Source organism: Kordia sp. (genome assembly GCF_050633145.1).
GTDB lineage: Bacteria > Bacteroidota > Bacteroidia > Flavobacteriales > Flavobacteriaceae > Kordia.
Window position 1 is genome coordinate 131,969 of sequence record NZ_JBOEFY010000024.1, and the last position, 22,020, is coordinate 153,988.

Below are 22,020 nucleotides of genomic sequence, written 5' to 3' on the forward strand. Positions count from 1 at the left end.
CTTAAAATCTGGAGTAACTTGATGGAGTATCTTTTCCATTTTTAGGTTAATCATTCACACAATACCAAAGGAGCAAAGCGACGAAACTCAATACTCACAACTAACAACTCAATACTAAATCAATGAATCTAAACTTACAAGATAAAAACGCACTCGTTTGCGGAAGTACACAAGGAATCGGGAAAGCTGCAGCACAAGAATTAGCAAATCTTGGTGCAAACGTAATATTAACAGCGAGAAACGAGGAAAAACTTAAAAGTGTATTGAGCGAATTAGATACATCTAAAGGACAAAAACACAATTATATTGTGGCTGACTTCCAAAACCCTGATGGTTTGCGTGAAAAAATTGAAGCCTATATTGCCGAGAATCATTCATTTCACATTTTAATAAACAACACAGGCGGACCAGCTGGAGGTCCTGTTTTTAATGCTAAAATTGATGAGTTTGAACGCGCATTTACACAACACTTAAAATGCAATCATGTATTAGCACAAAGTGTAGTTGGAGGAATGAAAGAAGCAGGTTATGGACGTATAATCAATGTAATTTCTACATCAGTAAAGCAGCCTTTAGACGGTTTAGGTGTTTCCAATACGATTCGTGGAGCTGTTGCCAATTGGTCAAAAACTTTGTCAAATGAATTAGGTCAGTTCGGAATTACAGTAAACAATGTATTGCCAGGTGCAACTGCAACAGAGCGTTTAACAGAAATCATAAAAAACAAAGCTGCCAAAACGGGGAAATCAATAGATGAGGTAAGCGCAGCGATGAAAAATGCCGTGCCAGCCAAACGTTTTGCAAAACCACAAGAAATTGCAAATGCTATCGCTTTCTTATCAAGTGAAGCCGCTTCTTATATCAACGGAATCAATGTTCCTGTAGATGGTGGACGAACGAAGTCGTTGTAAGATTTAAAACAAAATATCTAATATAGTTATCGAGAACACTTTGAAATAAAAAGCATCTCGATAGTATTCAATACGACATCTTACAAGTAAATACTTTTCCTGTATCTGAATATATAAATTCCTACAATCAAAAAAGTAAAACTACCTGACTTTAACATTTTTTGCTCGTTATTTGTTAAAAGTGTTAAAAAATCCTTAAATTGAAAATCTATAAAACGACTTTTTGTGGTATTAAAACACTGCAAACTAATAAAATAACCATATATGAACAGAAGAAACTTTATTGTATCTAGTGTAATTGGCGCAGGTGCGCTCTCGATGTTCCCTAGTACTACACTAGCAAGTAACAAAGGTATTTCATTAACAAGTATTGGAAAAGGATTTAACCGTTTGCTTAGTTCTGTTGAACACATTTCTATTTCTAATTTATCAAGTAGTGTCGTTAATACGCACGGACGTTTGGTAAAAGCGTTAGATAAAGAAGGATATGTGTACAACGCAACACAAGTGGTAAAGCTAAACAGTAATTGTTTTGCAATTCCGTTACAGAAAAAACCAATGTTAGGATTTAATAGTAAAGAATTGGCACTCATTGTAAAGCAAGATGGTGGAAGCAAATTCTATATTTTAAATGAAAAACTAGCTACAGAGTTTGCTGGACTTATAGAAAATTATAGTGAAAATGCTGCAAGTCACGAATTAGATTTAGATGCAGCTTCATTTGTGTTTCCAACAAAGGTTGTGGCACAAAAACAAGGAAGAGAAACTACATTTGCCTATCAAAATAAATTTAATAATACAATTACACTTAAAAGTGCTCGAAAGCTAACCGCTGTAGTTGTAAGTTAAATAAATAACCGACCAAAACCATATTTAAAAGTCTTTATGCTTTTCGATAATTCGAAGAGTTGTAAAGACTTTTTTTAATTTTACTCAGTATTAAACATTTTAAAACGTTAAATACGATACAATTTCTTTAATAAATACTATTTTTATAAAATTAATTCTGCGTGAAGGATAGAGGCGGCATCCTTTTGAGAAATCAAAAGATATAGCCGAAAGCCTGACCAAAAGTACATTGGCAAAGCCAAAATGCACTTTTTGACACGCCCAAAAAACAACTCAACCTTGAAAAGAAAACTGCGTATAAACGGCCATTCACATTTGTTACCTTACCCAGAGCAAATTCCCCAATTCATGAAAGATAAAAAGATTTTTTGGGTAGATGATGAACGTAAATATATGTTGCAAGACGATTGGAAACGACCTGTAACGGATTCTAGTTTTTTCTTAAATGAAAAGTTAGATTGGATGGAACATAATAAAATTGATCATGCAGTTATTTTAAATCTTTCGCAACTATACGGAAATGGTTTGCGCTTGGAAGCCATGAAACATGCTTTGCGTTTTCAAAATGATTTTAATGCAGAAGTACAACGCGATCATCCATCAAAATTTACCTGTGGTTTTGTAGTGCATCCAGGTTTTATACATGGCGCTTTGTGGGAAATTGAACGTTGTGTGGAAGAATTAGGATTGCGTGTATTGTGTTTGCCAACACATTTTATGGACTCGATAGGACAATGGCGTTCGGTATTTGATGAAGAAAATGATCCAATTTTTGAACTGGCAAATAAATATAAACTCGCAATTGAAATTCATCCGTATGATGGTGATAAAATGATTAAACTACAAAATGTGAACTGGCGTTTTCACCTAATTTGGATGCTAGCACAATGTGGTGATGCATATCATTTTTATACCTTGAATGGAATGCAAGAACGTTTCCCAAACATACGAACTTGTTTTGCGCATGGCGGACAGTTGGCACAAATGAACTTAGGGAGAAGAATTCAAGGATTTGATGGACGACCAGATTTGTTTGAAGGGAAAGTACATCCACGAAAAGCTGTAGGACATCCTAATATTTACTTTGATACCTTGGTACACGATACCGATTCATTTAAGTTGATGGTAGAACGTCAAGGAAACAACCAAATTATTATGGGATTAGATGATCCGTATCCGCTAGGTGAAATGGAAAGTGATGCGCAATCTTCGTACCCTGGAAAACTACTAGATTTAGCAATGGAACGTGACATTATCAACCAAAACCAATACGATGATATATGGGAAGACAATGTACTTCGTTGGTTATTTGGTAACGATGAAGCAGCAAAGAAAGACTTAGTTCGCAAGATATTAGGAGCATAGCAAATGACAGAAGTTGACCAGTTTCATAACTTAGCGCATATTTTTATTTCCTTTATTGGAGCTATACTACTATTGGCAATTTACTCAAACATTCGGAAGCGTTTTCGTCAGATTTTAGAAGAAGACGAATCGCAAAAACGTGTAGATAGCGGATTATTATATCTCAGCTTGGCAATGTTTGTTTGGGTAGGTTCAGGAATTTGGGCATATACTTCAAATCATTTCAATTTCTCGGATGGAATAGGTTATCAAATTGGCGTAAACCTTTTGTCTATAGTCAACAATTTGTTTCTATTGATGGCACTTTTTTACTTTTATTATGCACCAAAATTCATTTACAACAACATAAAAAATGTCAAGATTATCATAGTAACCATCATTGCGGTGGCTTCTGTAACCTTGGCAATGTCTTGGCTTTTTGGGAATGATAACGTGCGTTTCGGAATCAAATGGAATGCCGTTCCCGATTTGGTACTATCTGGTTTCTTATGTTTTTTATTACTGATTTCGTTCTACAAAACATTTTTACATCGCGGATTAAAATTAGTAGCCATGATTTCAGTGGTAATTATGATTTTGATCTTTGTCTCACAATTGCCCGAAGTAGTTTTAAGCATGAATGATGAATTTCCAACCTTACTCATAAAAATTATTGCAAAAACATCGCTCATCTCTTTATTTTTAGTGTTGGCAACAAGTTGGGTAATTCAATTGGCAAATACGCCGCGACCAAACGAAATGCGCATTAAATTTTTAGATTGGTCTTTGATTCAATTAAGCATTCCGTCAAAAAATATTAATAATGCAGAAGTCGATTTTCGATCTAAAACAACGCAATACAAAAACCTTTTAAAATTTGCCATTCGTCGTGCCAATGGAGCAGGAGAAATGCAAAGTATTTTGGTGAGTTCGGGTGGCGAAATAAAAAACCAAACCTATCTTACGCGTATCATAGAAAATATCAACGAAATATTACAATTAGATAGCGAAGAACAACTAGAACGTAGAGACTTATTTACGTTTTTGGGCGAAGGGAAATACCGATTGCGTATGATTCCTGAAAATATAACTATTGATGAAGGTTTGCTTCATGAATTCGTGGAAAGTGCCGAAAACAGTGACTATTCATCTATTTGTAATTAATTGTGTTTCACTCACAATTCCGCACAACTTGTTATTTTTTACTATAGTTTACAACACAACTTTCATATAGAGAACCGATAAAACACATTTGTATGTTACTAATTTTTAAAGCACATACAAATGGAATCATCTACTGTTTCCGATACTCGATTCGGACATCCTAAAGGACTCTTTTATTTATTCTTTGCAGAACTCTGGGAACGTTTTTCGTTCTACGGAATGAAAGCATTATTAATCTTATATATGACTAAACAATTATTGTTTAGCGATGACATGTCTATCGGAATTTTTGCCGCGTATATGTCATTAGTGTATGTAACTCCTGTTTTGGGTGGAATTATTGCCGATCATTATATTGGATACAGAAAAGCTATTTTCCTTGGCGGGATTTTAATGGCGTTAGGACACTTTCTCTTAACTATAGAACTACCTGTGTTTTTCTACGGATCATTAGCTTTGATAATTGTTGGAAACGGATTTTTTAAACCAAACATTTCCACATTTGTTGGTGCATTGTATGAAGAAAAGGATAAACGACGCGACTCAGGGTTTACCATATTTTACATGGGAATCAACATTGGTGGCGCAGTTGCTCCATTATTATGCGCTTGGTTTGCAGAAGTCTACGGATGGCATTATGGCTTTATGTTGGCAGGTTTAGGAATGTTGGCAGGATTGTTTTATTTCTATAGAGGAACCAATAAAAATGTATTTCAAGACAAAGGAAAAATTCCTGATGCAAAAGTATATAACGAGAAATTTCTAGGATTAAACAAAGGGCAATTGGTAACGATTGGCGCGTTTTTATCGGTTCCTGTATTTGCGTTAATCGTACGATTCAATCAATACGAACATTATATTGTTTGGATAGCTACAATTGCCATTACAGCAATGCTTATTTACATTTACCGTTCTGTCGGAACCATCGCGCGAAAGCGATTATTAGTAACTGCATATTTCACCATTTTAATGTCTCTGTTTTGGGCAATTTTTGAGCAAGCTGGAAGTTCGCTCACACTTTTTGCAGATAGAAATATTAACCTTGTCGGAATCAACGCAGCACAAACCAACAGTATCAATTCCGGATTTATCATTCTGCTCGCAATTCCGTTTTCATGGTTGTGGACTGTATTAATTCGAAAAAAGAAAAACCCGAATTCAGCAATCAAAGCAGGTTTAGGATTATTCCTCTTAGGACTTGGATTCATCGTTTTTGCAATGTCTGCGAATTCGGCAGATACTTTTGCTAAAACATCGATGTGGTATTTATTTGTTGGATACTTTATTTTAACGATAGGAGAGTTGTGCATTTCTCCAATTGGTTTATCGAAAATGACGGAGCTTTCTCCAAAAAAATATTTAGCATTTATCATGGGAGTTTTCTTTTCTGCTTCTTTTTACGGGCATTTCTTTGCTGGAAAAATAGCAAAACTCACCACAGTATCAGCTTCGGAAGAAAATATGTTTGCTAGTGGCATTTTTGGCAAAATTACAGAAATGGTTACAGGATTAACGTCTACTTTTTCGGGAGAAAATCAAGTAGCCTTCGAACAATTATATCAATATGTGTCTGTATATGCAGTTTTTGGCGTATTAACGGCGGTAATTGGAATACTTGTTATGATGATATCACCTTTTATTAAAAAGTTGATGAGCGGCGTTCATTAATCAAAAAGTGAAAGCCTTGCTATGTACTAGCAAGGCTTTCTTAGATTTAGAACTATTACTTATGATCCGAATTACTTCTTCACAATCAGTTTTGTATATGTGTTTCCAGAAGTGCTTTGTAAGTTTACAAAATAACTTCCTGTTTGTAAGTTTGAAATATCAATTGATTTTTGATCCGCTTGCATTGTAAATGCTTTTACTTGTTGTCCAACCACATTATACACTTTTACTTGTGTAATTGTTTCTGTAGATTGAATCTGTAACTTTCCAGTTGTCGGGTTTGGATACATTGCAAATGAAGCTTCTTCAATGTCGGTTGTGCTTAATGTATTTGTAATAGTCATCATTGAGCTCGCTGTATACAAATCACAATCACCAACTGTATGTGTAATTGTGTACACACCATCTGTAGACATTGATAAGTCAATTGCTCCAGTAGTAGCATTGATTGATAATCCAGCTGGCGTTGCTGTAAATACTCCAGTTACTCCAGTTGTTCGTGTTGGTGTTGGATCAGGATCATCAGTTGCATACGTATTTGCAGCATACATAAACGTTGCAAAATCATTGTAATGTATATCAATGTAGTTTTTAATTACGGTAGCATAATCATCTGCAAAAGGAACAAGCGTTTGTGGTCGTGTATCGTATACATTTCCGTTATAGGTTCCTAAGTCACGTACACGTCTGTTTACTTCGGTCATAATTCCATCGATAGTTCCACCACCGCCAAGTCCATCACTTGCAGTTGGTCCAGAACCATGACGTCTGTTATTATAAAAATCTCCATCAAAATAGGCATTTCCAAAAGGTCGTGTATCATCGCAACTATCTGAAGCGCCACTATCAAAATCACTAGGAACTGTTCGGTAACCACTTGTTACACCACAACCAGAATATCCTTGTGCATTGTAAAAAGCGCCGCCAGTATCTTTAAAAATTCCACCTAAACTATTTGGTCCACGAACCAATTCTTCTTGCGTTAGGTTTCCTAAGTTATTACTTACCAAGTTTGTAATTGTAGAATTTGAAACAGAATTTAAATGATTTGCGGTTGTATTATTTAAATCCGAAGCAGAAATATTATATCCAGCTTCAATTCTAGGAATACTGTGACTTTGACCGTGTAAATCAATATATAAACCTTTTCCCCACTTGCTCATCACATCAGTACTTGCTTGATCGATAAAACCATGAAAAGCATTCCAATAAAATAAGGCATCAGAGTCTCCACACGTAGCTTCGTTCTGTTCTCTATTTGGATCTAATTTACTACGGTGTAAGTTGTTAATTATAATATATGGATAACATCCTGTTTGGTCAAATACAGATTGTTGTATTTCACGAATCAAAATATCGGTATTATCATCTCTTTCGTTTGTTCCGCAACCTCTATCTGGTAACGCACTATCATTATCTGGATAAAAAGTACCACCAATTGTTTGCCCAGATTGTTTTACACCACCATGCGGCGCAGAAATAATAACTGGCATATTTCCAGGAATGTATTCAATATATTCGTTTCCGCTTGTGTCAAATTGCGATACTCCAGGGAAAGGTGGTGGTGGTGGCGCAGCCTCTTCTATAGCAAAATAAATTGTTTGTGAAATTTGAGAATTTGTAGCAGATGTGTCAAAGGTACCATTAAATGCTAAAGCTGTATCGCCGTCTGCAGTAATAGTTAAACTTCCGCCGCCATTCCAGCCATCTCCATACGTATCATATACAATTACGTAATACCCAGCAGTTGTGCTACTATTTACAGGATAACTTACAGCTGTTGTTGTTTCGTTATAAGGATTGGCAGCACTTCCACTTCCATCAAAACCATTATCTATTGTTACCAATAACATGTCATTAGGATCGTAGAATTCAACTCTATTTTCAGTAGACCATTGAGGCCAATCTACCGTAAGGATGACATCGACATTTTGAGCAAAACTTGTAGCGCTCATCAATATGCATAGCATAAAAATACTTTTAAAAATAGGAAAAGTAGTTTTCTTCATAAGGGTATTTATTTATTAAGTAAGATTTATTCAGGCACGAATTAATTTATTTTCCTTACAATTGTAGTTAAGGATTAAATCTAAAAACAATTATACGATAAAAGGTAGAAAAAACCGATAAAATGAACAATAATTATTTCAAAACCAACAAAGAAACCTGGGATAAAAAGGTAGCTATTCATGCAAAAAGTGAAATGTACGATATGGAATCTTTTAAAAAAGGGAAAACATCGTTAATGAAATATGAGCTACAAAGCTTGCCAAACATTTCAGGAAAGTCATTATTGCATTTGCAATGTCATTTTGGACAAGATACTTTAAGTTTTGCTCGAATGGGCGCAAAATGTACAGGAATTGATTTATCTAGTGAAGCCATTAAATTGGCAAAGACACTCAACGAAGAACTGAATTTAGATACGACATTTCATTGTTGCAACGTGTTTGATGTAAACGAACATGTAACCGATACTTTTGATACTGTATTTACAAGCTATGGAGTTATTGGCTGGTTGCCAGATTTAACAAAATGGGCAGAAATTATTGCCTCACGCCTAAAAGATGGTGGAACTTTTTATATGGTAGAATTTCATCCAATTGTATGGATGTTCGACTATTTGCAAACGCCGCCAACATTACGATACGCATACAACCAAGAAGAAGTAATCTATGAAGAGTATGAAGGAACCTATGCTGAAGATGGCGAAACAAAGATGATTAGCAAAGAATATGCTTGGAATCATGGTTTGGGCGATGTTATTAATGCATTAATCAATGTAGGACTAACTATTGAGTTCCTTACTGAACATGATGCTTCACCGTATGATGTATTGCCTAATTTGACTAAAAATGAGGAAGGTTTGTATGAAACAAAAGACAAGCTTTATCCGTTGATATACGAATTAAAAGCCACAAAAAAACCTCGCTAATAGCGAGGTTTTTTTTATAAGTGTTTATTCAATTTTAAAACTTAGCGAAAAGTTTTTCCATTTTTTCTTTTTCTTCTTCAGCTAATGCTGGATCTACTAAAATACGACCACTGTGCTCATCAGTAATGATTTTCTTTCTAGAAGCAATCTCTACTTGGACTTGTGGTGGAATTGTAAAATACGAACCTCCAGAAGCACCTCTTTCAATTTTTACAACAGCTAAACCGTTACGAACGTTATTACGGATTCGTTTGTAAGCTGCTAACAATCTGTCTTCGATTAACTTTTCGAACTCTTCAGACTTTCCTAAAAGGAATTCTTCTTCTCTTTTAGTTTCTTCAAGAATATCATTCAATTCAGCTTTCTTGTGCTTTAAATGTGATTCTCTTTCGTTTAAACGTTCTTTTGTTTGTGAAATGACAGATTTCTTTTGATCGATAGAAACTTTAAATTCTTTGATGTGCTTTTCAGCCAATTGCATTTCTAACTCTTGAAATTCAACCTCTTTAGATAAAGCGTTGTATTCTCTGTTATTACGAACATTCTTTTGTTGCTCTGTATATTTCTTGATTAAGCTTTTTGCTTCCTCAATAATATTCTTCTTGCTCTTGATGTCTTCATCAACTTGATCAAGATCACCGTGAAACTTTTCAAGTCTCGTGTTTAATCCAGTTACTTCGTCTTCTAAATCTTCTACCTCTAAAGGAAGTTCTCCGCGAACATTCTTAATCTCGTCTACACGAGAGTCAATTAATTGTAAATCAAAAAGTGCGCGTAATTTTTCTTCGACCGTAACTTCTTTCTTCTTTGCCATATTTATGAATACTTGATTGGATTTGTATTTTCTGCTGATAAAATGATCGCAAAATTAGGAATTTTTTTTGTAAGATACTCAAATAAAAGATTTTTTGTATACTGTTCACTCTCATAATGCCCAATATCGGCTAAAATTATTTGTCCTTCAGCCTGGTAAAAATCGTGGTATTTCAAGTCTGCCGTGACATACGCATCTGCGCCTGCACGTTTGGCAGCACTGATGGCAAAACTTCCACTTCCACCCAAAACAGCGACTTTTTGTACCATTTTTCCTGATAAAGCGGAATGTCGCACCATAGGAACGTTCATTTTTGTCTTTAATAAAGTCATAAAATGCATTTCGGTCATTGGTTTTTTAAACTCACCAACCATGCCCATTCCTATATGTTGATTTGTATTTTCGAGTGTTGTAATCTCATACGCCACTTCTTCATACGGATGCGTTTTATGCAAAATTCTAATAATTTTGCCTTCTAAATGTTTAGCGAAGGTAATTCCAAGTTGAACTTCTTCTTCAAAATGTGTTTCTCCTTTTTTGCCAATAGTAGGATTGGAATCTTCATTTCCTTGAAAACTTCCCAAACCTTCAATATTAAAACTACAATTCTCGTAATTTCCAATGTTTCCTGCGCCAACAGCAAACAATGCATTGCGAAGTGTTTCTGCATCTTTCTTAGGAACAAAAGTTACTAATTTCTTAATGGTTCCTTTCTGCGGAATTAAAATCGATTTGTTTGTCAACCCTAATTCATCACACATACGATCGCTTACACCGTTCCATGAATTATCTAACGCCGTATGCATTGCGTAAATGGCGATATCATGTTTAATAGCTTTTAAAACCACACGTTCTACATAGGTTTTTCCTGTAATCTTTTTTAAGCCTGAAAAAATAATAGGATGAAAGCTAACAATCATATTGCACTTTTTTTCAATGGCTTCATCAACTACATTTTCAAGTGTATCTAACGAAATTAATACGCCAGAAACTTCTTGTTGGCTATTTCCAACCAACAAACCCACATTGTCAAAATCTTCCGCGTAGGCGAGCGGACACAATTCTTCTATATGTGAAATAATATCTTGAACTTTCATCTTTTGTGCTTTTTTTCAAATATAGAAATTAGCAGTAAAAAAACCGTAAATTAAATGAAAAACACCTCAATTTATAACGCTTACGAATTCAACACGACGCTTACACATTAATTTCCTGCTTAAACGCTCATATCCTGTATCTTAGGAATTCAAACTAAAATAAGTACAGATATCATGAATAAATTTTTAAGCACAATGCTACTTCTTTTAACACCTTTTTTCCTGTTTTCGCAGTTGCGGAATGAAATTATACCTATTGAAGATGATCGTTTGTTTAAAGTAGTGCTAGAGATTAATGAAAACAATGTCTTATCTAGAAGTAACGAACATTTTAGAATGCAAGCCATTAAAGTTGTGAGTGAAGAACGCGCAACGGATGACGAAGAAATTCAAGCATTTAAAAGTTTTTATTATATCGTTATTGCGGATTATGAAGAATCGCCACACGGAAAACTTTATAAAACAGCGAATATGATTTCACCACAAATTTCCGTCTTTCCAGACAGTTATAAGTTTTTTAAAATCTTAATCACACATGGAAAACAACAGGAAAATCAATTGGTATTGTTTGCTTCTAATGAAAAATTGTATGTGAAAAAGGAGTGAAAATTTTTATTCATCCTTTATTAAAAGCCATTCCGCATACGTAACAACTCGTTTTTCGTCATCAGATTTTGTTTCTCCTGGCAAGATTCCAATAAACTCAAGATAGTGTCCGTCTGGATCGCAAAAATATATTGATATGGCTGGCATCCAACAAAACACCATAGGTTGTTCTTTTTCGTCGTTTAAAAAATTCCAAAACGTTAAATTCCGAGATTTTAGAAAATCAACGGATTCATTTAAAATCCATTCAGGCTCACATTGAAAAGCAAAATGACGAAGATCAATTTCTTCTTTTGGTTTTTCCCATAAGCCTAGCATAGACTGCTTTTCTTCTCCAATCCAAAAAAAGGCAGTTCTACGTTCTGCTCCAAAACGACATTGTTTTAATCCGAGTGTTTTTGAATAGAATTCCATGGAACGTTCAAGATCTTCAACATATAAATGTGTTTCGTAGAGTCCTTTAATCATATCAGGTTTCAGTTTTTAAAATATGTGAGAACAAGCAATTATTAGCATGCGTTGCTAGCTTTTTACAAGCTACGATATTCTTAACCAAAGTCAAAATCAAGTCGTGGGTTTTAGTTTGTAGAGGTTATTTTATATAGTATCTAATACATCTTTACCTTGAATTGAAGAGAATATTTACCATTTCAGTATCCTTACTATCCTAAAAAATTATATTTTCGCTTTTATGCGAAGACTTCGACTGTTATTATTACCATTTTCTTTCGTGTACGGCACCATTGTGTTTGTACGCAATTGGATGTTTGATAAAGGCTATTTAAAATCTACTTCGTATAACTTCCCTGTAATTTGTGTTGGAAATCTAAGTGTTGGCGGCACAGGGAAATCTCCAATGATAGAATATTTGATTCGCTTGTTGAAAGATGATTATAAAGTTGCTACACTGAGTAGAGGTTATAAACGAAAGACCAAAGGTTTTTTGCTTGCGAATGAACAAACAACTGCTGCAGATATTGGAGACGAACCGTTGCAATTTTACAGTAAATTCAAAAATGATATTCAAGTTGCAGTAGAAGCAGAACGCACTGTCGGAATTGAAACTTTACGAAATTTAGAACATTCGCCCGAAGTTATTTTGTTGGATGATGCATTTCAGCATCGAAAAGTGACGGCTGGATTTCATGTGTTGTTAACGCCTTTTTACGATTTATATGCGAATGATTTTATGTTGCCCGCAGGAAATTTGCGTGAACCAGTTTCGGGAGCAAAACGCGCAGATGTAATTATTGTTACCAAATGTCCACAAGAAGTTTCTGCTGAACAGCAAGCAAAAATTACAAAGAAATTGCGTCCAAAAACGCATCAAGAAGTATTTTTTACAACGATTGCTTATTCAGAAACAATTCATAACTCAACAGAAGAAGTATTGTTGTCTTCTTTGAAAGATTCCGAATTTGTATTGATCACAGGAATTGCCAATCCGAAACCATTGTTGCAGCATTTAAACGATCAACAATTGCAGTATACACACTTAAAGTATGCGGATCATTATCATTTCAGCGAAAGCGATATCAATACCATCAAACAAAAAGCAGGAAACAAACGTATTTTGACAACTGAAAAAGATTTTATGCGTTTACAAGGCAGTTTGGAACACTTATTTTATTTACCGATTCAAGTTGCATTTTTAGCAGATGAAGCGTTGTTTCAAGGAAAAGTTGGGGAGTTTTTGAAAAGTTAGATTACATATAATAACTCACGAAGCTCAATAGTTATGGAAGAAGCAGATAAAATAAAAGAGTTAGTTGCTTATAATTTATGGGCTAACAAACGATTGTTGCATTGGCTTACCGCTAATGACAAAGAATTGCTGACTAAAGAATGTAGATCAAGTTTTCCTGATATTATACAAACAGTAAGTCATATATTGGATGGTGAAATCTTTTATTATAGTGTGTTAAAAGAACAACCGACTGAACGATTATGGGGAAATTCTATTGAAGAAATTCTCAAAGGATTTATTGAGCAATCAGAAGCTTTTGTAGACTATGTGAAGCATCAGAAATCATTGAATGACTTCCGATTTTTGAAAACAAAAACCTTGGAAGGCACTTTTACTCAGTTTGAATTGATTCAGCATTGTATGAATCACAGTACTTTTCATCGCGGACAAATAATTACAATGGGACATCAGTTAGGATTTTCAAAAGCGCCATCGACAGATATGTTATTCTTTTTTATTAAACGGAATAAACTGCGTGAAATAGAATAAGAAAATGAATAATTACTGACTATAATAAATTACTCGTTAGTTTTCATTAAAAATGATATAAATAGAAATGATAAATGTTGATTATTTTCCTAGCTTAAAGACAAATAGATTTGATTTAGTTGAAATTAATGAATCTCACCTAGAAAATATTTTTGAATTATATAGAGATCCAAAGGTTACAGAATTTTTTGATTTAATTCCTTTGAAAAGCAGAGAGGAAGCAAAAAAAGAAATTGACTTTTATAGAAAACGATTCAAAGATAATATTGGAATCCGTTGGGGAATTGCACTAAAAAACCAAACAGAAATAATAGGGACATTAGGGTATAATAAAATAATTAAGAGTCACAAAGGTAGAATTGGTTATGATTTACAATCTAAATACTGGGGAAAAGGAATTATGACGGAAGCTTTGGAAGTAATAATAGATTATGGATTTGACAAACTCGAACTAAACAGAATTGAAGCTGAAGTTATGCAAGGGAATGTTGGCTCAGAAAAATTACTTGCCAAACTACAATTTCAAAAAGAAGGAATTTTAAAAGAATGGATGTATTGGAATGATAATTTTCATGATATAACAATGTTTTCATTAATAAAATCGGATTATCAAAAACGAACTTTTTCTTTTTAAAACAATTGTAGAATTTAAAGAAAATTAAATTACAATTTATTACACCAACCCACGAGACTTCATCTCCAAATACTTATTAATAGCATCAATGGTTAAATTTTCTGGAGTCGTTAAGATAGAGTGAATTCCGTATTTTTTTAGTTGGTTGACAATCAAGCGTTTTTCAAATGAGAACTTTTCAGCAATTACCTTATCGTATGCTTCTTGAATGTTTTTTGCATCATTGTTAATTAGTTGGTCTAATTCTGTGTTTTTGAAGAAGATAACAACTAATAAATGACTTTTTGCAATTCCTTTTAAATAGGGAAGTTGCCTGTTAAGCGCTTCTACTGTTTCAAAGTTTGTGTACAACAATAGCAAACTACGATGCTTTATGTTTTGTTTAATGTTTGCGTATAATCTTCCATAATCAGATTCGTAGAAATCCGTTTTTACATTGTATAACGCTTCTAAAATTAAGTTCATTTGTGAACTGCGCTTTTCCGCAATCACAATGTTTTCAACCTTTTTAGAAAAACTAAACATTCCTGCTTTGTCTTGCTTTTTTAAGACTACATTACTCATGACCAAGGTGGCATTGATGGCATAATCGAGCAGACTCAATTCATCAAAAGGCATTTTCATCATGCGTCCTTTATCAATCACAGAATACACAGGTTGCGATTTCTCATCTTGGTACTGATTTACCATTAATTGACGCTGTTTTGCCGTTGCTTTCCAGTTAATGGTGCGCAAATCGTCTCCGATGACATATTCTTTAATTTGTTCAAACTCCATCGTATGTCCGATGCGACGAATTTTTTTAATTCCGTACATGGTCAAGTTGTTTCCTATCGCCAATAAGTCATATTTTTTCAACTGTAAAAAGGCAGGATACGTTGGAACCATTGTTTTATTATCGAAGTGAAAACGACGCGAAACCAATCCTAATAAGGTAGATACAAATACATTGAGTTTCCCAAAAGTGTATTCGCCACGCGCGGTTGGTCTTAATTTATATTTTAATTCGATAACACTCGAAGCTTTTACTTTCTTTTCAATAGAAAAATCGCGCACTTGAAATTGTTCTGGAATTTCGTCAATGATTTTCGTGAATACAGGAAACGTGTAATGGTTTTCTAATCGTAAAAAAACTTCGTTATCATCACCGTTAGAGAATTTATCGGGTACTTGTCGTGTTCCTAAAAAGCCTGTTTTCGTTCTGTACAAGATAAAAATATCGAGTAGGGCAAAGGCGGAAAAAATCAATAATAATAATTTAGAAATATAAAAGAGTTTCGGAAATATAAAGCTCAAAATAAAACACGAAACGATTCCCAAACACACGTAAAAGAAGCGATCTTGGATATATAAGGACTTAAAAAAATCTTTTATGACTTGCACTAGTTAGCTGTTTTTAAAACGATTTAATTATCGAGGAATCTCAATAGTTTGTATAATTTGATTGATAATTTGTTTTGAAGTCATTCCTTCCATTTCGCGCTCTGGCGTTACAATGATACGATGTTGTAATACTGAAACAGCCACTTGCTTAATGTCTTCTGGTGTAACAAAATCACGTCCGTTCATAGCTGCATACGCTTTAGAAGCTTTTAAGATTGCAATGGAAGCTCTTGGAGATGCGCCCATGTATAAAAATTGATTGCTTCGTGTATTGATAATGATTTCTGCAATGTATTTTAGTAAATGCGGCTCTACTACAATATCGTTTACTAAGGCTTGATATTTGGTGATTTGTTCGCGACTTAAAAACGAAGTGATTTTATCTACTTTTTTAGTTTCTTTCAAATCATGCTCACGTGCAATGATTTCTATTTCTTCTTCAAGGTTTGGATATTCTACATTGATTTTAAATAGAAAACGGTCTAATTGTGCTTCTGGCAAACGATAGGTTCCTTCTTGTTCAATTGGGTTTTGTGTTGCCAATACCATGAATGGAGCAGCTAAAGAATACTTTGTACCGTCCATTGTAATTTGGCGTTCTTCCATTACTTCAAACAATGCTGCTTGTGTTTTTGCTGGAGCACGATTTATCTCATCAATTAATAACATGTTGGTGAATACTGGTCCTTTTTTAAACTCAAATTCAGACTTTTTCATGTCAAAAATGGACGTTCCTAAAATATCACTAGGCATTAAATCTGGTGTGAATTGGATACGACCAAAATCGACAGTTAAGGATTTGGCAAGTAGTTTTGCAGTAATGGTTTTGGCAACTCCAGGAACACCTTCAATAAGTACATGTCCTTTAGCAAGCAAGGCAGTAATTAGCATGTCGATCATACTTTTTTGCCCAACGATTACTTTTGAAAGCTCTTGTTTTATTTTCTGAATTCCATCTTGCAATTCGGTCAAATCAATTCTATTCGTGAATGATAACGAATCATTTTGCATTGGCTTTTCCTCATGTTCGTTATGTTCTCCTGTAAAATCCATAGTATGCGTTTAGTATTGTAAATTAATAATTTAATTGTCTTTTCTGCGGAATTTTTCAATAGCTTCCGTAATTTTTAATACATCATTTTCATCAAAGAATAATTTTTTCTTTAAAATTTTGATCAGCTTCACGAGTTGTTCAGTTTCTTCTAATGAATTTCCTGATTTTTGGTGCAAACGTTTGCAAAACTTCTCATCGAGTACTTGTGTATCCATAAAGTATTCGGTACGTATATATTCTAAGAAATATGTAATCTTTTTATGTGCTACATTTTGATGATCTTTTGTTTCATAGAATAAATTTCCAATAGTTCTGGTGAAATCTACTGTTGTGTTTTCTAGTGGTTTTATAACTTTTACAATGCGTTGTTTTCGTTTTATATTAAATAGTATAAATATCAACAAAAAAAGCAATCCTAAATACCAAGCCCAACGCAATGCAGGTTGTGCAAGAATAAATCGTAAGTCAGAATCATTATTTGTGCCATCGGCGCTAGTTATTTTATTTGGCGAATCAAAAAAGACATCTTCATTTGGAATGTATGCTAAAACTCCTTCCGAATATTTGTGATAATCATCTTTTAGTAAGTGATAATTTGTAAACGTTACAGGTTGCGTATGCAATAAGAATGAACCTTTGCCAATAGGAATTTTAATGAAATTGGTATAATTCGTTTGGGTAGAATCATTTTCAAATTGTTGGTATCCTAAAACTGTAGTGTTTAAAGTATCTATATATGAGAAATAGTTGTTTTTAATTCCTCTGTCGTATGTCATTTGATTGTTTTTCAATCGATTGTTCGTAAATTTTAATGTTGCTTTACTTGCAAATCGATAATCGTACTCAATTGAAAACCCTAAGGAATCTCTTAGATAACGAGGCATTTCATTTGCAGAAAGAAAAATTGTATTTCCTTCTGCGGCAAAATCGAGCATTTCATGAATAGAACTTGGATCTATTAATAAATCGGGTGTAATACACATGTACGTTCCTTGAACTTTATATTCGTAACGTTTCCAATCATATTGATCCTTAAAAAATTCAAAAGGAGTTCTATATACGTTTTTAATTTTACCACTATACATAATGGCATCTATTTCCTTGTGAAATATTTGTAAATCGTAGGGTTTGGTTTGTCGTTCATTATAGGTTTCTTGCCAGTCAATTGGAGTAGGCCTAGATACTTCAACGAAAGCAACTGCAACAATAATTGCGATTAAAATTCCAAGATATATTTTTAGTCTTTTACTCATGCGGCAACATTTTTAAGTAAGACATTAAATGATTCTTGGGCTTTCTGGTATTGAGTTTCATTAATATCAAATTCGCCATACCAAACATAGTTATAGAGATATGAAGTATACTGAAATTGCTCACGCAATCCTTCATCAGTGATTTCATAGGTATAATCAAGATTTGTTTTTTCTGGATCGAATGCAATGATTGCTGAAGCGTCCAATTTTTTCAGCATATTCAGGTATTGATATCTTATGGCTAGTCGGTAATCTGCTTTAGTTGTAGCTTCGTTTATTAATGTATTAAAATCTGTGATGTGAATATTGGTATTTACATCTTCATAATTGATTACGCGGTTCTTTGATTGTTTTCCAAAAATCCAGCGTCCTTCACCATTCATAAGCGATCTAACAATAAAGAAAACGACTAAAAGGATGACAATTACATAGACGATATTGAGCGTGTCTTTTACAAAATCAGATGCTTCTTCACGCGAACCTAAATTAAACCATTCCTGAGCAGTTTCTTCAATCCAATCAATTAGCCTTGAAAGCCAAGTGTCGTTCGCTTGCTCTTTGTCATAAATGTATTCGTTGCCTTTATATTTTTCTTTAAAGCCTTCATCGTATTTTTTGGGTTTTACGTACGAAGCATCTTCTTTTACAGGAATTTGTTGTACAATGAAAGTTTCATCATCGTCCATACTATTTCCAGCCCAAAGTGCTGTAGAAAAAAATCCAGCAATGAGAAAAGTGAAAAATATGTGTTTTAAAAATTTAGGCATGAATGTTAATCTCTTCCGATAGTTTCAATAGTTTGTTGTGCGTGAATATTTTCTCGATCTTCTTTTAAGCCATAATACACAATTGCTTGGTGTATTTGTACAATAGCCGAAACGATAAAATTGATGAGATATATTGCAATTTGTAGTGTAAATGCGATGATAAAAATACTAGAACCTTTTTCTAAATCATTCAAATACGTAGGATCTGTATATATAGAAATTCCTAAAAAGTATAGAATTCCAGCCTGAATCAAGCCAAAAACACCTTGAAATATTCCTGCAATTAGCATAAACACACCAACGGCTCCAATGGCTGGAAAAAAGCTTTGAAGGCAAAGCTGTAAGCTATATCCGTAACAATCAAAAACACTCTTATCATCTGACTTTATATATTCTAGTAAAGCTGAATGATAAAACAGTGAAAGCAATGCAATTACAAATAGAATAAATGGAATTCCGATAATAGTAATTGCCATAATTGCCATAACGATCAATGTAGCAATCATTACTGGAATTGAAATTAGAATTGTAGCTAGAATAAACTTGACTAGTTTTCCGAAGTTGGCAAATAATTCATTTGATATTTCTTTATATGAAAAATTAGCTCCTTGATGTCTTTCATACAATTTAAAATAGAAAGCGACATACGAGTAATTTAATATTCCTACAAAAGCACCTAATAAAATATAGAATATTCCATAGGTAGAAAACGTACCAGAATATCTTTCAAGGTATTTAAAGAGTTCTCTATAATTTTCTTCTTCCAAGAGTCCTAGTGCTTGCATCTCAGCAACTTCTATATAGAATAGATAACTCATAGCAATTAAAAGGGCTAAAAAGAGTCCATTCACCAACAGGTAATTTTTGAAAAAATGTGCACCATGCGTTTTTAAAAAAGCAAAGGTGTCTTTAAAAAATAATCCAAAATCTCGCGATTTATACAGCTGCAACATGAGTTCTTAGTTTTTTATAAACGATATGAGGGTAAATTAAATAGTAAAATGATATCATTCCTAAGGTAAGGATAATGATACCAACTGAAAGCCAATTTGGCATAATATTCGAGTATCGTGTAACGAATCCTTCCAAAAAGCCTGCTAAAAAGGTAAAAGGAAACGTACTTATTAATATTTTAATTCCGGTTTTGAGTCCTATTTTAAAAGAAGTCATGCGCGAATAGGTTTTAGGAAACAAAATACTAGCACCTAATAATAAACCTGCCGCACCTTCAATAACAATAGCAAATATTTCCATAGCTCCGTGAATCCAAATTCCACGAACGCTTTCCCACAGCACACCTTGTTCATAAAAGAAATACTGAAAAGAACCTAGCATAATACCGTTAACCATAAGTACATACCCTGTTCCGATTCCGCCAAAAACACCAAATAAAAATGATTTTATACCAACGTATAAGTTGTTAATTGTAATTCCTATAAAACTTCCCCAATTACTTCCACTTTTATAAATGGCTACAGGATCTCCTTTTTCTATGTTTTCTAAAGTAGTATTCACATAATGATCGCCTAAAATTAAACGTACAAACGAATCGTCATACGCAGCAGAAAGCGCTCCAATGGCTACAAAAAGACCAAATACGACAAATGCATACAATACATACCGACGATAATCGAACATAATTAGCGGAACTTCCGTTTTCCAAAAAGAAACAAAGCGATTGGTTTTGGTGCGTTTTGTTCTATAAATTCGTTGAAAAGCGGCAGAAGCGAGCTGATTTAAATAGCTAATGGTTTTACTCTTAGGATAATAAGTTTGCGCATACGACAAGTCATTCATTAACTGAATGTATAAGGACGAAAGTTCATCTGGATTTTTAAAATGATTATTATAAATGGTTTTTTCAAAGTTTAACCATTTTTCCTTATTTTGCTTGATAAATGCAACTTCTCTCATAGATACGCTAAAATAAAACATAATATGTCAGAGATACAAATTAATACTACGCAAAATGTGAATATCAAATTCACACAAGCCGCTATTGGAGAACGCGTCGTTGCACATATAGTTGATTGGATCATAAAGCTTGCCTTTATTATTCCGATGCTCTTATTTCTGGATTCACTTTTTCAAGATAGTGTATGGTTTTATACTTTAGATGGTTGGTCGAGAATAGCAATTTATATCATTGCAGTATTTCCCGCCATTATTTATACGTTGGTATTAGAGTCTTTGTGGGAAGGACAAACCTTAGGGAAAAAAGTAATGAAGATAAAAGTCGTGAAAATCGATGGCTACCAAGCTTCATTTGTCGATTATTTGATTCGCTGGTTTTTTAGAATTGTAGATTTGAATATGCTAAGTGGTTTTGTTGCTTTAATTAGTATTATTATGAGCGATAAAGGGCAACGATTAGGCGATATGACTGCTGGGACTGCTGTAATTTCTCAGAAAAATAAAGTTCGCATCTCACATACCATTATGGAAGATATTGGAGAAGATTATAAACCAAAATTTCCTTCAGTTATTAAACTTTCTGATAACGATATGCGTATTGTAAAAGAAACCTTTGTCATAGCTAAAAAAGGAAAAGATTTTGATACACTCAATAAATTACGAACAAAAATTGAGGCAGTAATGGAAACAAAATCTGAAGAAGCTACAATTCCTTTTATTGATCTTGTTATTAAAGATTACAACTTCTATACACAAAACATGTAATGCTATTTTATACTCTTGATATTATTGGAACGTTTGCTTTTGCAATTTCGGGCGTATTAATTGCGATGCAAAAACGTATGGATCCGTTTGGAATTTTCATCATTGCTTTTGTTACTGCTGTTGGAGGCGGAACTTTGCGTGATGTACTTATTGGAAGAACGCCAGTTGGCTGGATGAACGATTTAAATTATGTGTACGTTATTGGTGCAGCCGTAATCTTTTCAATAATATTACGAAAAAAGCTGAACCGACTTAGAACGTCTTTATTTTTGTTTGATACTATCGGATTAGGAGTTTTTACCATTATTGGTGTGGAGAAAGGAATTTCTGCCAATTTACATCCTATTATTTGTATAGCTCTTGGTACAATGAGCGCTAGTTTTGGTGGTGTCATTAGAGATATTCTGTGTAATGAAATACCAGTAATTTTTCGAAAAGAAATTTATGCTACAGCCTGTATTATTGGAGGATTTATCTTTTTTGCATTGAAATATCTTGGTCTTGCAGAAAACTTAATTTATGTGTTCACGGTGCTTGTGGTCATTGCAATTCGTTTGATTGTGGTGAAATTCAGAATTCAATTGCCCACCATCTATCATAAATAAAAAGGAACCAACAAGAGTTAG

General features: G+C 33.8%; 22 protein-coding genes. 12 read left to right on the forward strand and 10 right to left on the reverse strand.

The features are described from left to right. The first annotated feature begins 122 nt into the window (after positions 1 to 122). The 5 genes from ACRBBL_RS12775 to ACRBBL_RS12795 all read left to right on the forward strand — a co-directional run bounded on the left by ACRBBL_RS12775 (position 123) and on the right by ACRBBL_RS12795 (position 5,936). Positions 123 to 911 carry an SDR family oxidoreductase gene (locus ACRBBL_RS12775; protein WP_431369446.1) on the forward strand — a complete coding sequence of 263 codons (789 nt, stop codon included), beginning with the start codon at positions 123 to 125 and terminating at the stop codon, positions 909 to 911. Between the two features lie 264 nt (positions 912 to 1,175). Next, positions 1,176 to 1,760: a hypothetical protein gene (locus ACRBBL_RS12780; protein WP_431369447.1), complete on the forward strand. Its 585-nt coding sequence runs from the start codon at positions 1,176 to 1,178 to the stop codon at positions 1,758 to 1,760. Between the two features lie 243 nt (positions 1,761 to 2,003). Continuing rightward, positions 2,004 to 3,125, forward strand: coding sequence for an amidohydrolase family protein (locus ACRBBL_RS12785; RefSeq protein ID WP_431369448.1), 1,122 nt, complete (start codon positions 2,004 to 2,006; stop codon positions 3,123 to 3,125). A 3-nt stretch (positions 3,126 to 3,128) separates the two neighbouring features. Continuing rightward, positions 3,129 to 4,268: a hypothetical protein gene (locus tag ACRBBL_RS12790; RefSeq protein ID WP_431369449.1), complete on the forward strand. Its 1,140-nt coding sequence runs from the start codon at positions 3,129 to 3,131 to the stop codon at positions 4,266 to 4,268. A gap of 120 nt (positions 4,269 to 4,388) precedes the next feature. After that, entirely contained in the window at positions 4,389 to 5,936 is a 1,548-nt protein-coding gene (locus ACRBBL_RS12795) for a peptide MFS transporter (RefSeq protein WP_431369450.1), read from the forward strand. Positions 5,937 to 6,007: 71 nt separating this feature from the next. On the opposite strand, the gene ACRBBL_RS12800 is transcribed toward ACRBBL_RS12795, so the two are convergent. After that, positions 6,008 to 7,945 (reverse strand): T9SS type A sorting domain-containing protein, encoded by a 1,938-nt coding sequence (locus ACRBBL_RS12800; protein WP_431369451.1) that lies wholly within the window; start codon positions 7,943 to 7,945, stop codon positions 6,008 to 6,010. Positions 7,946 to 8,067: 122 nt separating this feature from the next. Here ACRBBL_RS12800 and ACRBBL_RS12805 point away from each other — a divergent pair, with 122 nt between their 5' ends. After that, positions 8,068 to 8,871, forward strand: coding sequence for a class I SAM-dependent methyltransferase (locus ACRBBL_RS12805; protein WP_431369452.1), 804 nt, complete (start codon positions 8,068 to 8,070; stop codon positions 8,869 to 8,871). Positions 8,872 to 8,905: 34 nt separating this feature from the next. On the opposite strand, the gene ACRBBL_RS12810 is transcribed toward ACRBBL_RS12805, so the two are convergent. Together ACRBBL_RS12810 and ACRBBL_RS12815 are read right to left on the reverse strand one after the other, a co-directional pair. Next, the gene (locus ACRBBL_RS12810) at positions 8,906 to 9,685 is read right to left on the reverse strand and encodes a zinc ribbon domain-containing protein (RefSeq protein WP_431369453.1); all 780 of its coding nucleotides are present in this window, start codon (positions 9,683 to 9,685) and stop codon (positions 8,906 to 8,908) included. A 2-nt stretch (positions 9,686 to 9,687) separates the two neighbouring features. Next, entirely contained in the window at positions 9,688 to 10,782 is a 1,095-nt protein-coding gene (locus ACRBBL_RS12815; RefSeq protein ID WP_431369454.1) for a Nif3-like dinuclear metal center hexameric protein, read from the reverse strand. A 174-nt stretch (positions 10,783 to 10,956) separates the two neighbouring features. Between ACRBBL_RS12815 and ACRBBL_RS12820 the strand changes: the two genes are divergently transcribed. Next, positions 10,957 to 11,388 (forward strand): hypothetical protein, encoded by a 432-nt coding sequence (locus tag ACRBBL_RS12820; RefSeq protein WP_431369455.1) that lies wholly within the window; start codon positions 10,957 to 10,959, stop codon positions 11,386 to 11,388. A 6-nt stretch (positions 11,389 to 11,394) separates the two neighbouring features. Here the strand turns inward: ACRBBL_RS12820 and ACRBBL_RS12825 are convergent, their stop codons facing one another. Further along, entirely contained in the window at positions 11,395 to 11,856 is a 462-nt protein-coding gene (locus ACRBBL_RS12825; protein ID WP_431369456.1) for a VOC family protein, read from the reverse strand. Between the two features lie 223 nt (positions 11,857 to 12,079). Between ACRBBL_RS12825 and lpxK the strand changes: the two genes are divergently transcribed. The 3 genes from lpxK to ACRBBL_RS12840 all read left to right on the forward strand — a co-directional run bounded on the left by lpxK (position 12,080) and on the right by ACRBBL_RS12840 (position 14,258). Further along, complete coding sequence (lpxK, locus tag ACRBBL_RS12830; protein ID WP_431369457.1) at positions 12,080 to 13,093, forward strand: tetraacyldisaccharide 4'-kinase; 1,014 nt, start codon at positions 12,080 to 12,082, stop codon at positions 13,091 to 13,093. A 33-nt stretch (positions 13,094 to 13,126) separates the two neighbouring features. Further along, positions 13,127 to 13,624 (forward strand): DinB family protein, encoded by a 498-nt coding sequence (locus ACRBBL_RS12835; RefSeq protein WP_431369458.1) that lies wholly within the window; start codon positions 13,127 to 13,129, stop codon positions 13,622 to 13,624. A gap of 67 nt (positions 13,625 to 13,691) precedes the next feature. Continuing rightward, a complete protein-coding gene (locus ACRBBL_RS12840; RefSeq protein ID WP_431369459.1) occupies positions 13,692 to 14,258 on the forward strand; it encodes a GNAT family N-acetyltransferase in 567 nt (188 codons plus the stop codon). A 39-nt stretch (positions 14,259 to 14,297) separates the two neighbouring features. Here ACRBBL_RS12840 and ACRBBL_RS12845 read toward each other — a convergent pair whose 3' ends face one another. The 6 genes from ACRBBL_RS12845 to ACRBBL_RS12870 all read right to left on the reverse strand — a co-directional run bounded on the left by ACRBBL_RS12845 (position 14,298) and on the right by ACRBBL_RS12870 (position 20,629). After that, positions 14,298 to 15,578, reverse strand: a complete 1,281-nt coding sequence (locus tag ACRBBL_RS12845; protein ID WP_431369488.1) for a DUF58 domain-containing protein — start codon at positions 15,576 to 15,578, stop codon at positions 14,298 to 14,300. Between the two features lie 90 nt (positions 15,579 to 15,668). Beyond that, positions 15,669 to 16,694 carry an AAA family ATPase gene (locus tag ACRBBL_RS12850; RefSeq protein ID WP_431369460.1) on the reverse strand — a complete coding sequence of 342 codons (1,026 nt, stop codon included), beginning with the start codon at positions 16,692 to 16,694 and terminating at the stop codon, positions 15,669 to 15,671. Between the two features lie 30 nt (positions 16,695 to 16,724). Then, positions 16,725 to 17,948, reverse strand: coding sequence for a DUF4350 domain-containing protein (locus ACRBBL_RS12855; protein ID WP_431369461.1), 1,224 nt, complete (start codon positions 17,946 to 17,948; stop codon positions 16,725 to 16,727). After that, entirely contained in the window at positions 17,945 to 18,715 is a 771-nt protein-coding gene (locus ACRBBL_RS12860) for a DUF4129 domain-containing protein (RefSeq protein ID WP_431369462.1), read from the reverse strand. The genes ACRBBL_RS12855 and ACRBBL_RS12860 overlap by 4 nt, the downstream gene beginning before the upstream one ends. A 5-nt stretch (positions 18,716 to 18,720) precedes the next feature. Continuing rightward, positions 18,721 to 19,668 (reverse strand): hypothetical protein, encoded by a 948-nt coding sequence (locus ACRBBL_RS12865; RefSeq protein WP_431369463.1) that lies wholly within the window; start codon positions 19,666 to 19,668, stop codon positions 18,721 to 18,723. Next, positions 19,652 to 20,629: a stage II sporulation protein M gene (locus tag ACRBBL_RS12870; protein WP_431369464.1), complete on the reverse strand. Its 978-nt coding sequence runs from the start codon at positions 20,627 to 20,629 to the stop codon at positions 19,652 to 19,654. Before ACRBBL_RS12870 ends, ACRBBL_RS12865 begins: the two co-directional genes overlap by 17 nt. A gap of 24 nt (positions 20,630 to 20,653) precedes the next feature. Between ACRBBL_RS12870 and ACRBBL_RS12875 the strand changes: the two genes are divergently transcribed. Then, complete coding sequence (locus tag ACRBBL_RS12875) at positions 20,654 to 21,394, forward strand: RDD family protein (protein WP_431369465.1); 741 nt, start codon at positions 20,654 to 20,656, stop codon at positions 21,392 to 21,394. Next, positions 21,394 to 21,999, forward strand: a complete 606-nt coding sequence (locus tag ACRBBL_RS12880) for a trimeric intracellular cation channel family protein (RefSeq protein ID WP_431369466.1) — start codon at positions 21,394 to 21,396, stop codon at positions 21,997 to 21,999. The genes ACRBBL_RS12875 and ACRBBL_RS12880 overlap by 1 nt, the downstream gene beginning before the upstream one ends. Positions 22,000 to 22,020 lie beyond the last annotated feature (21 nt).

Excerpts from the sequence above, each read along its gene's own strand:
- ACRBBL_RS12810 (WP_431369453.1), bottom strand. The coding sequence starts at position 9,685 with ATGGCAAAGAAGAAAGAAGTTACGGTCGAAGAAAAATTACGCGCACTT.
- ACRBBL_RS12850 (WP_431369460.1), bottom strand. The coding sequence starts at position 16,694 with ATGGATTTTACAGGAGAACATAACGAACATGAGGAAAAGCCAATGCAA.
- ACRBBL_RS12820 (WP_431369455.1), top strand. The coding sequence starts at position 10,957 with ATGAATAAATTTTTAAGCACAATGCTACTTCTTTTAACACCTTTTTTC.
- ACRBBL_RS12825 (WP_431369456.1), bottom strand. The coding sequence starts at position 11,856 with ATGATTAAAGGACTCTACGAAACACATTTATATGTTGAAGATCTTGAA.
- ACRBBL_RS12840 (WP_431369459.1), top strand. The coding sequence starts at position 13,692 with ATGATAAATGTTGATTATTTTCCTAGCTTAAAGACAAATAGATTTGAT.
- ACRBBL_RS12800 (WP_431369451.1), bottom strand. The coding sequence starts at position 7,945 with ATGAAGAAAACTACTTTTCCTATTTTTAAAAGTATTTTTATGCTATGC.
- ACRBBL_RS12875 (WP_431369465.1), top strand. The coding sequence starts at position 20,654 with ATGTCAGAGATACAAATTAATACTACGCAAAATGTGAATATCAAATTC.
- ACRBBL_RS12780 (WP_431369447.1), top strand. The coding sequence starts at position 1,176 with ATGAACAGAAGAAACTTTATTGTATCTAGTGTAATTGGCGCAGGTGCG.
- ACRBBL_RS12775 (WP_431369446.1), top strand. The coding sequence starts at position 123 with ATGAATCTAAACTTACAAGATAAAAACGCACTCGTTTGCGGAAGTACA.
- ACRBBL_RS12785 (WP_431369448.1), top strand. The coding sequence starts at position 2,004 with ATGCACTTTTTGACACGCCCAAAAAACAACTCAACCTTGAAAAGAAAA.
- ACRBBL_RS12790 (WP_431369449.1), top strand. The coding sequence starts at position 3,129 with ATGACAGAAGTTGACCAGTTTCATAACTTAGCGCATATTTTTATTTCC.
- ACRBBL_RS12835 (WP_431369458.1), top strand. The coding sequence starts at position 13,127 with ATGGAAGAAGCAGATAAAATAAAAGAGTTAGTTGCTTATAATTTATGG.
- ACRBBL_RS12795 (WP_431369450.1), top strand. The coding sequence starts at position 4,389 with ATGGAATCATCTACTGTTTCCGATACTCGATTCGGACATCCTAAAGGA.
- ACRBBL_RS12815 (WP_431369454.1), bottom strand. The coding sequence starts at position 10,782 with ATGAAAGTTCAAGATATTATTTCACATATAGAAGAATTGTGTCCGCTC.
- ACRBBL_RS12865 (WP_431369463.1), bottom strand. The coding sequence starts at position 19,668 with ATGTTGCAGCTGTATAAATCGCGAGATTTTGGATTATTTTTTAAAGAC.
- lpxK (WP_431369457.1), top strand. The coding sequence starts at position 12,080 with ATGCGAAGACTTCGACTGTTATTATTACCATTTTCTTTCGTGTACGGC.
- ACRBBL_RS12880 (WP_431369466.1), top strand. The coding sequence starts at position 21,394 with ATGCTATTTTATACTCTTGATATTATTGGAACGTTTGCTTTTGCAATT.
- ACRBBL_RS12805 (WP_431369452.1), top strand. The coding sequence starts at position 8,068 with ATGAACAATAATTATTTCAAAACCAACAAAGAAACCTGGGATAAAAAG.
- ACRBBL_RS12860 (WP_431369462.1), bottom strand. The coding sequence starts at position 18,715 with ATGCCTAAATTTTTAAAACACATATTTTTCACTTTTCTCATTGCTGGA.
- ACRBBL_RS12870 (WP_431369464.1), bottom strand. The coding sequence starts at position 20,629 with ATGAGAGAAGTTGCATTTATCAAGCAAAATAAGGAAAAATGGTTAAAC.
- ACRBBL_RS12855 (WP_431369461.1), bottom strand. The coding sequence starts at position 17,948 with ATGAGTAAAAGACTAAAAATATATCTTGGAATTTTAATCGCAATTATT.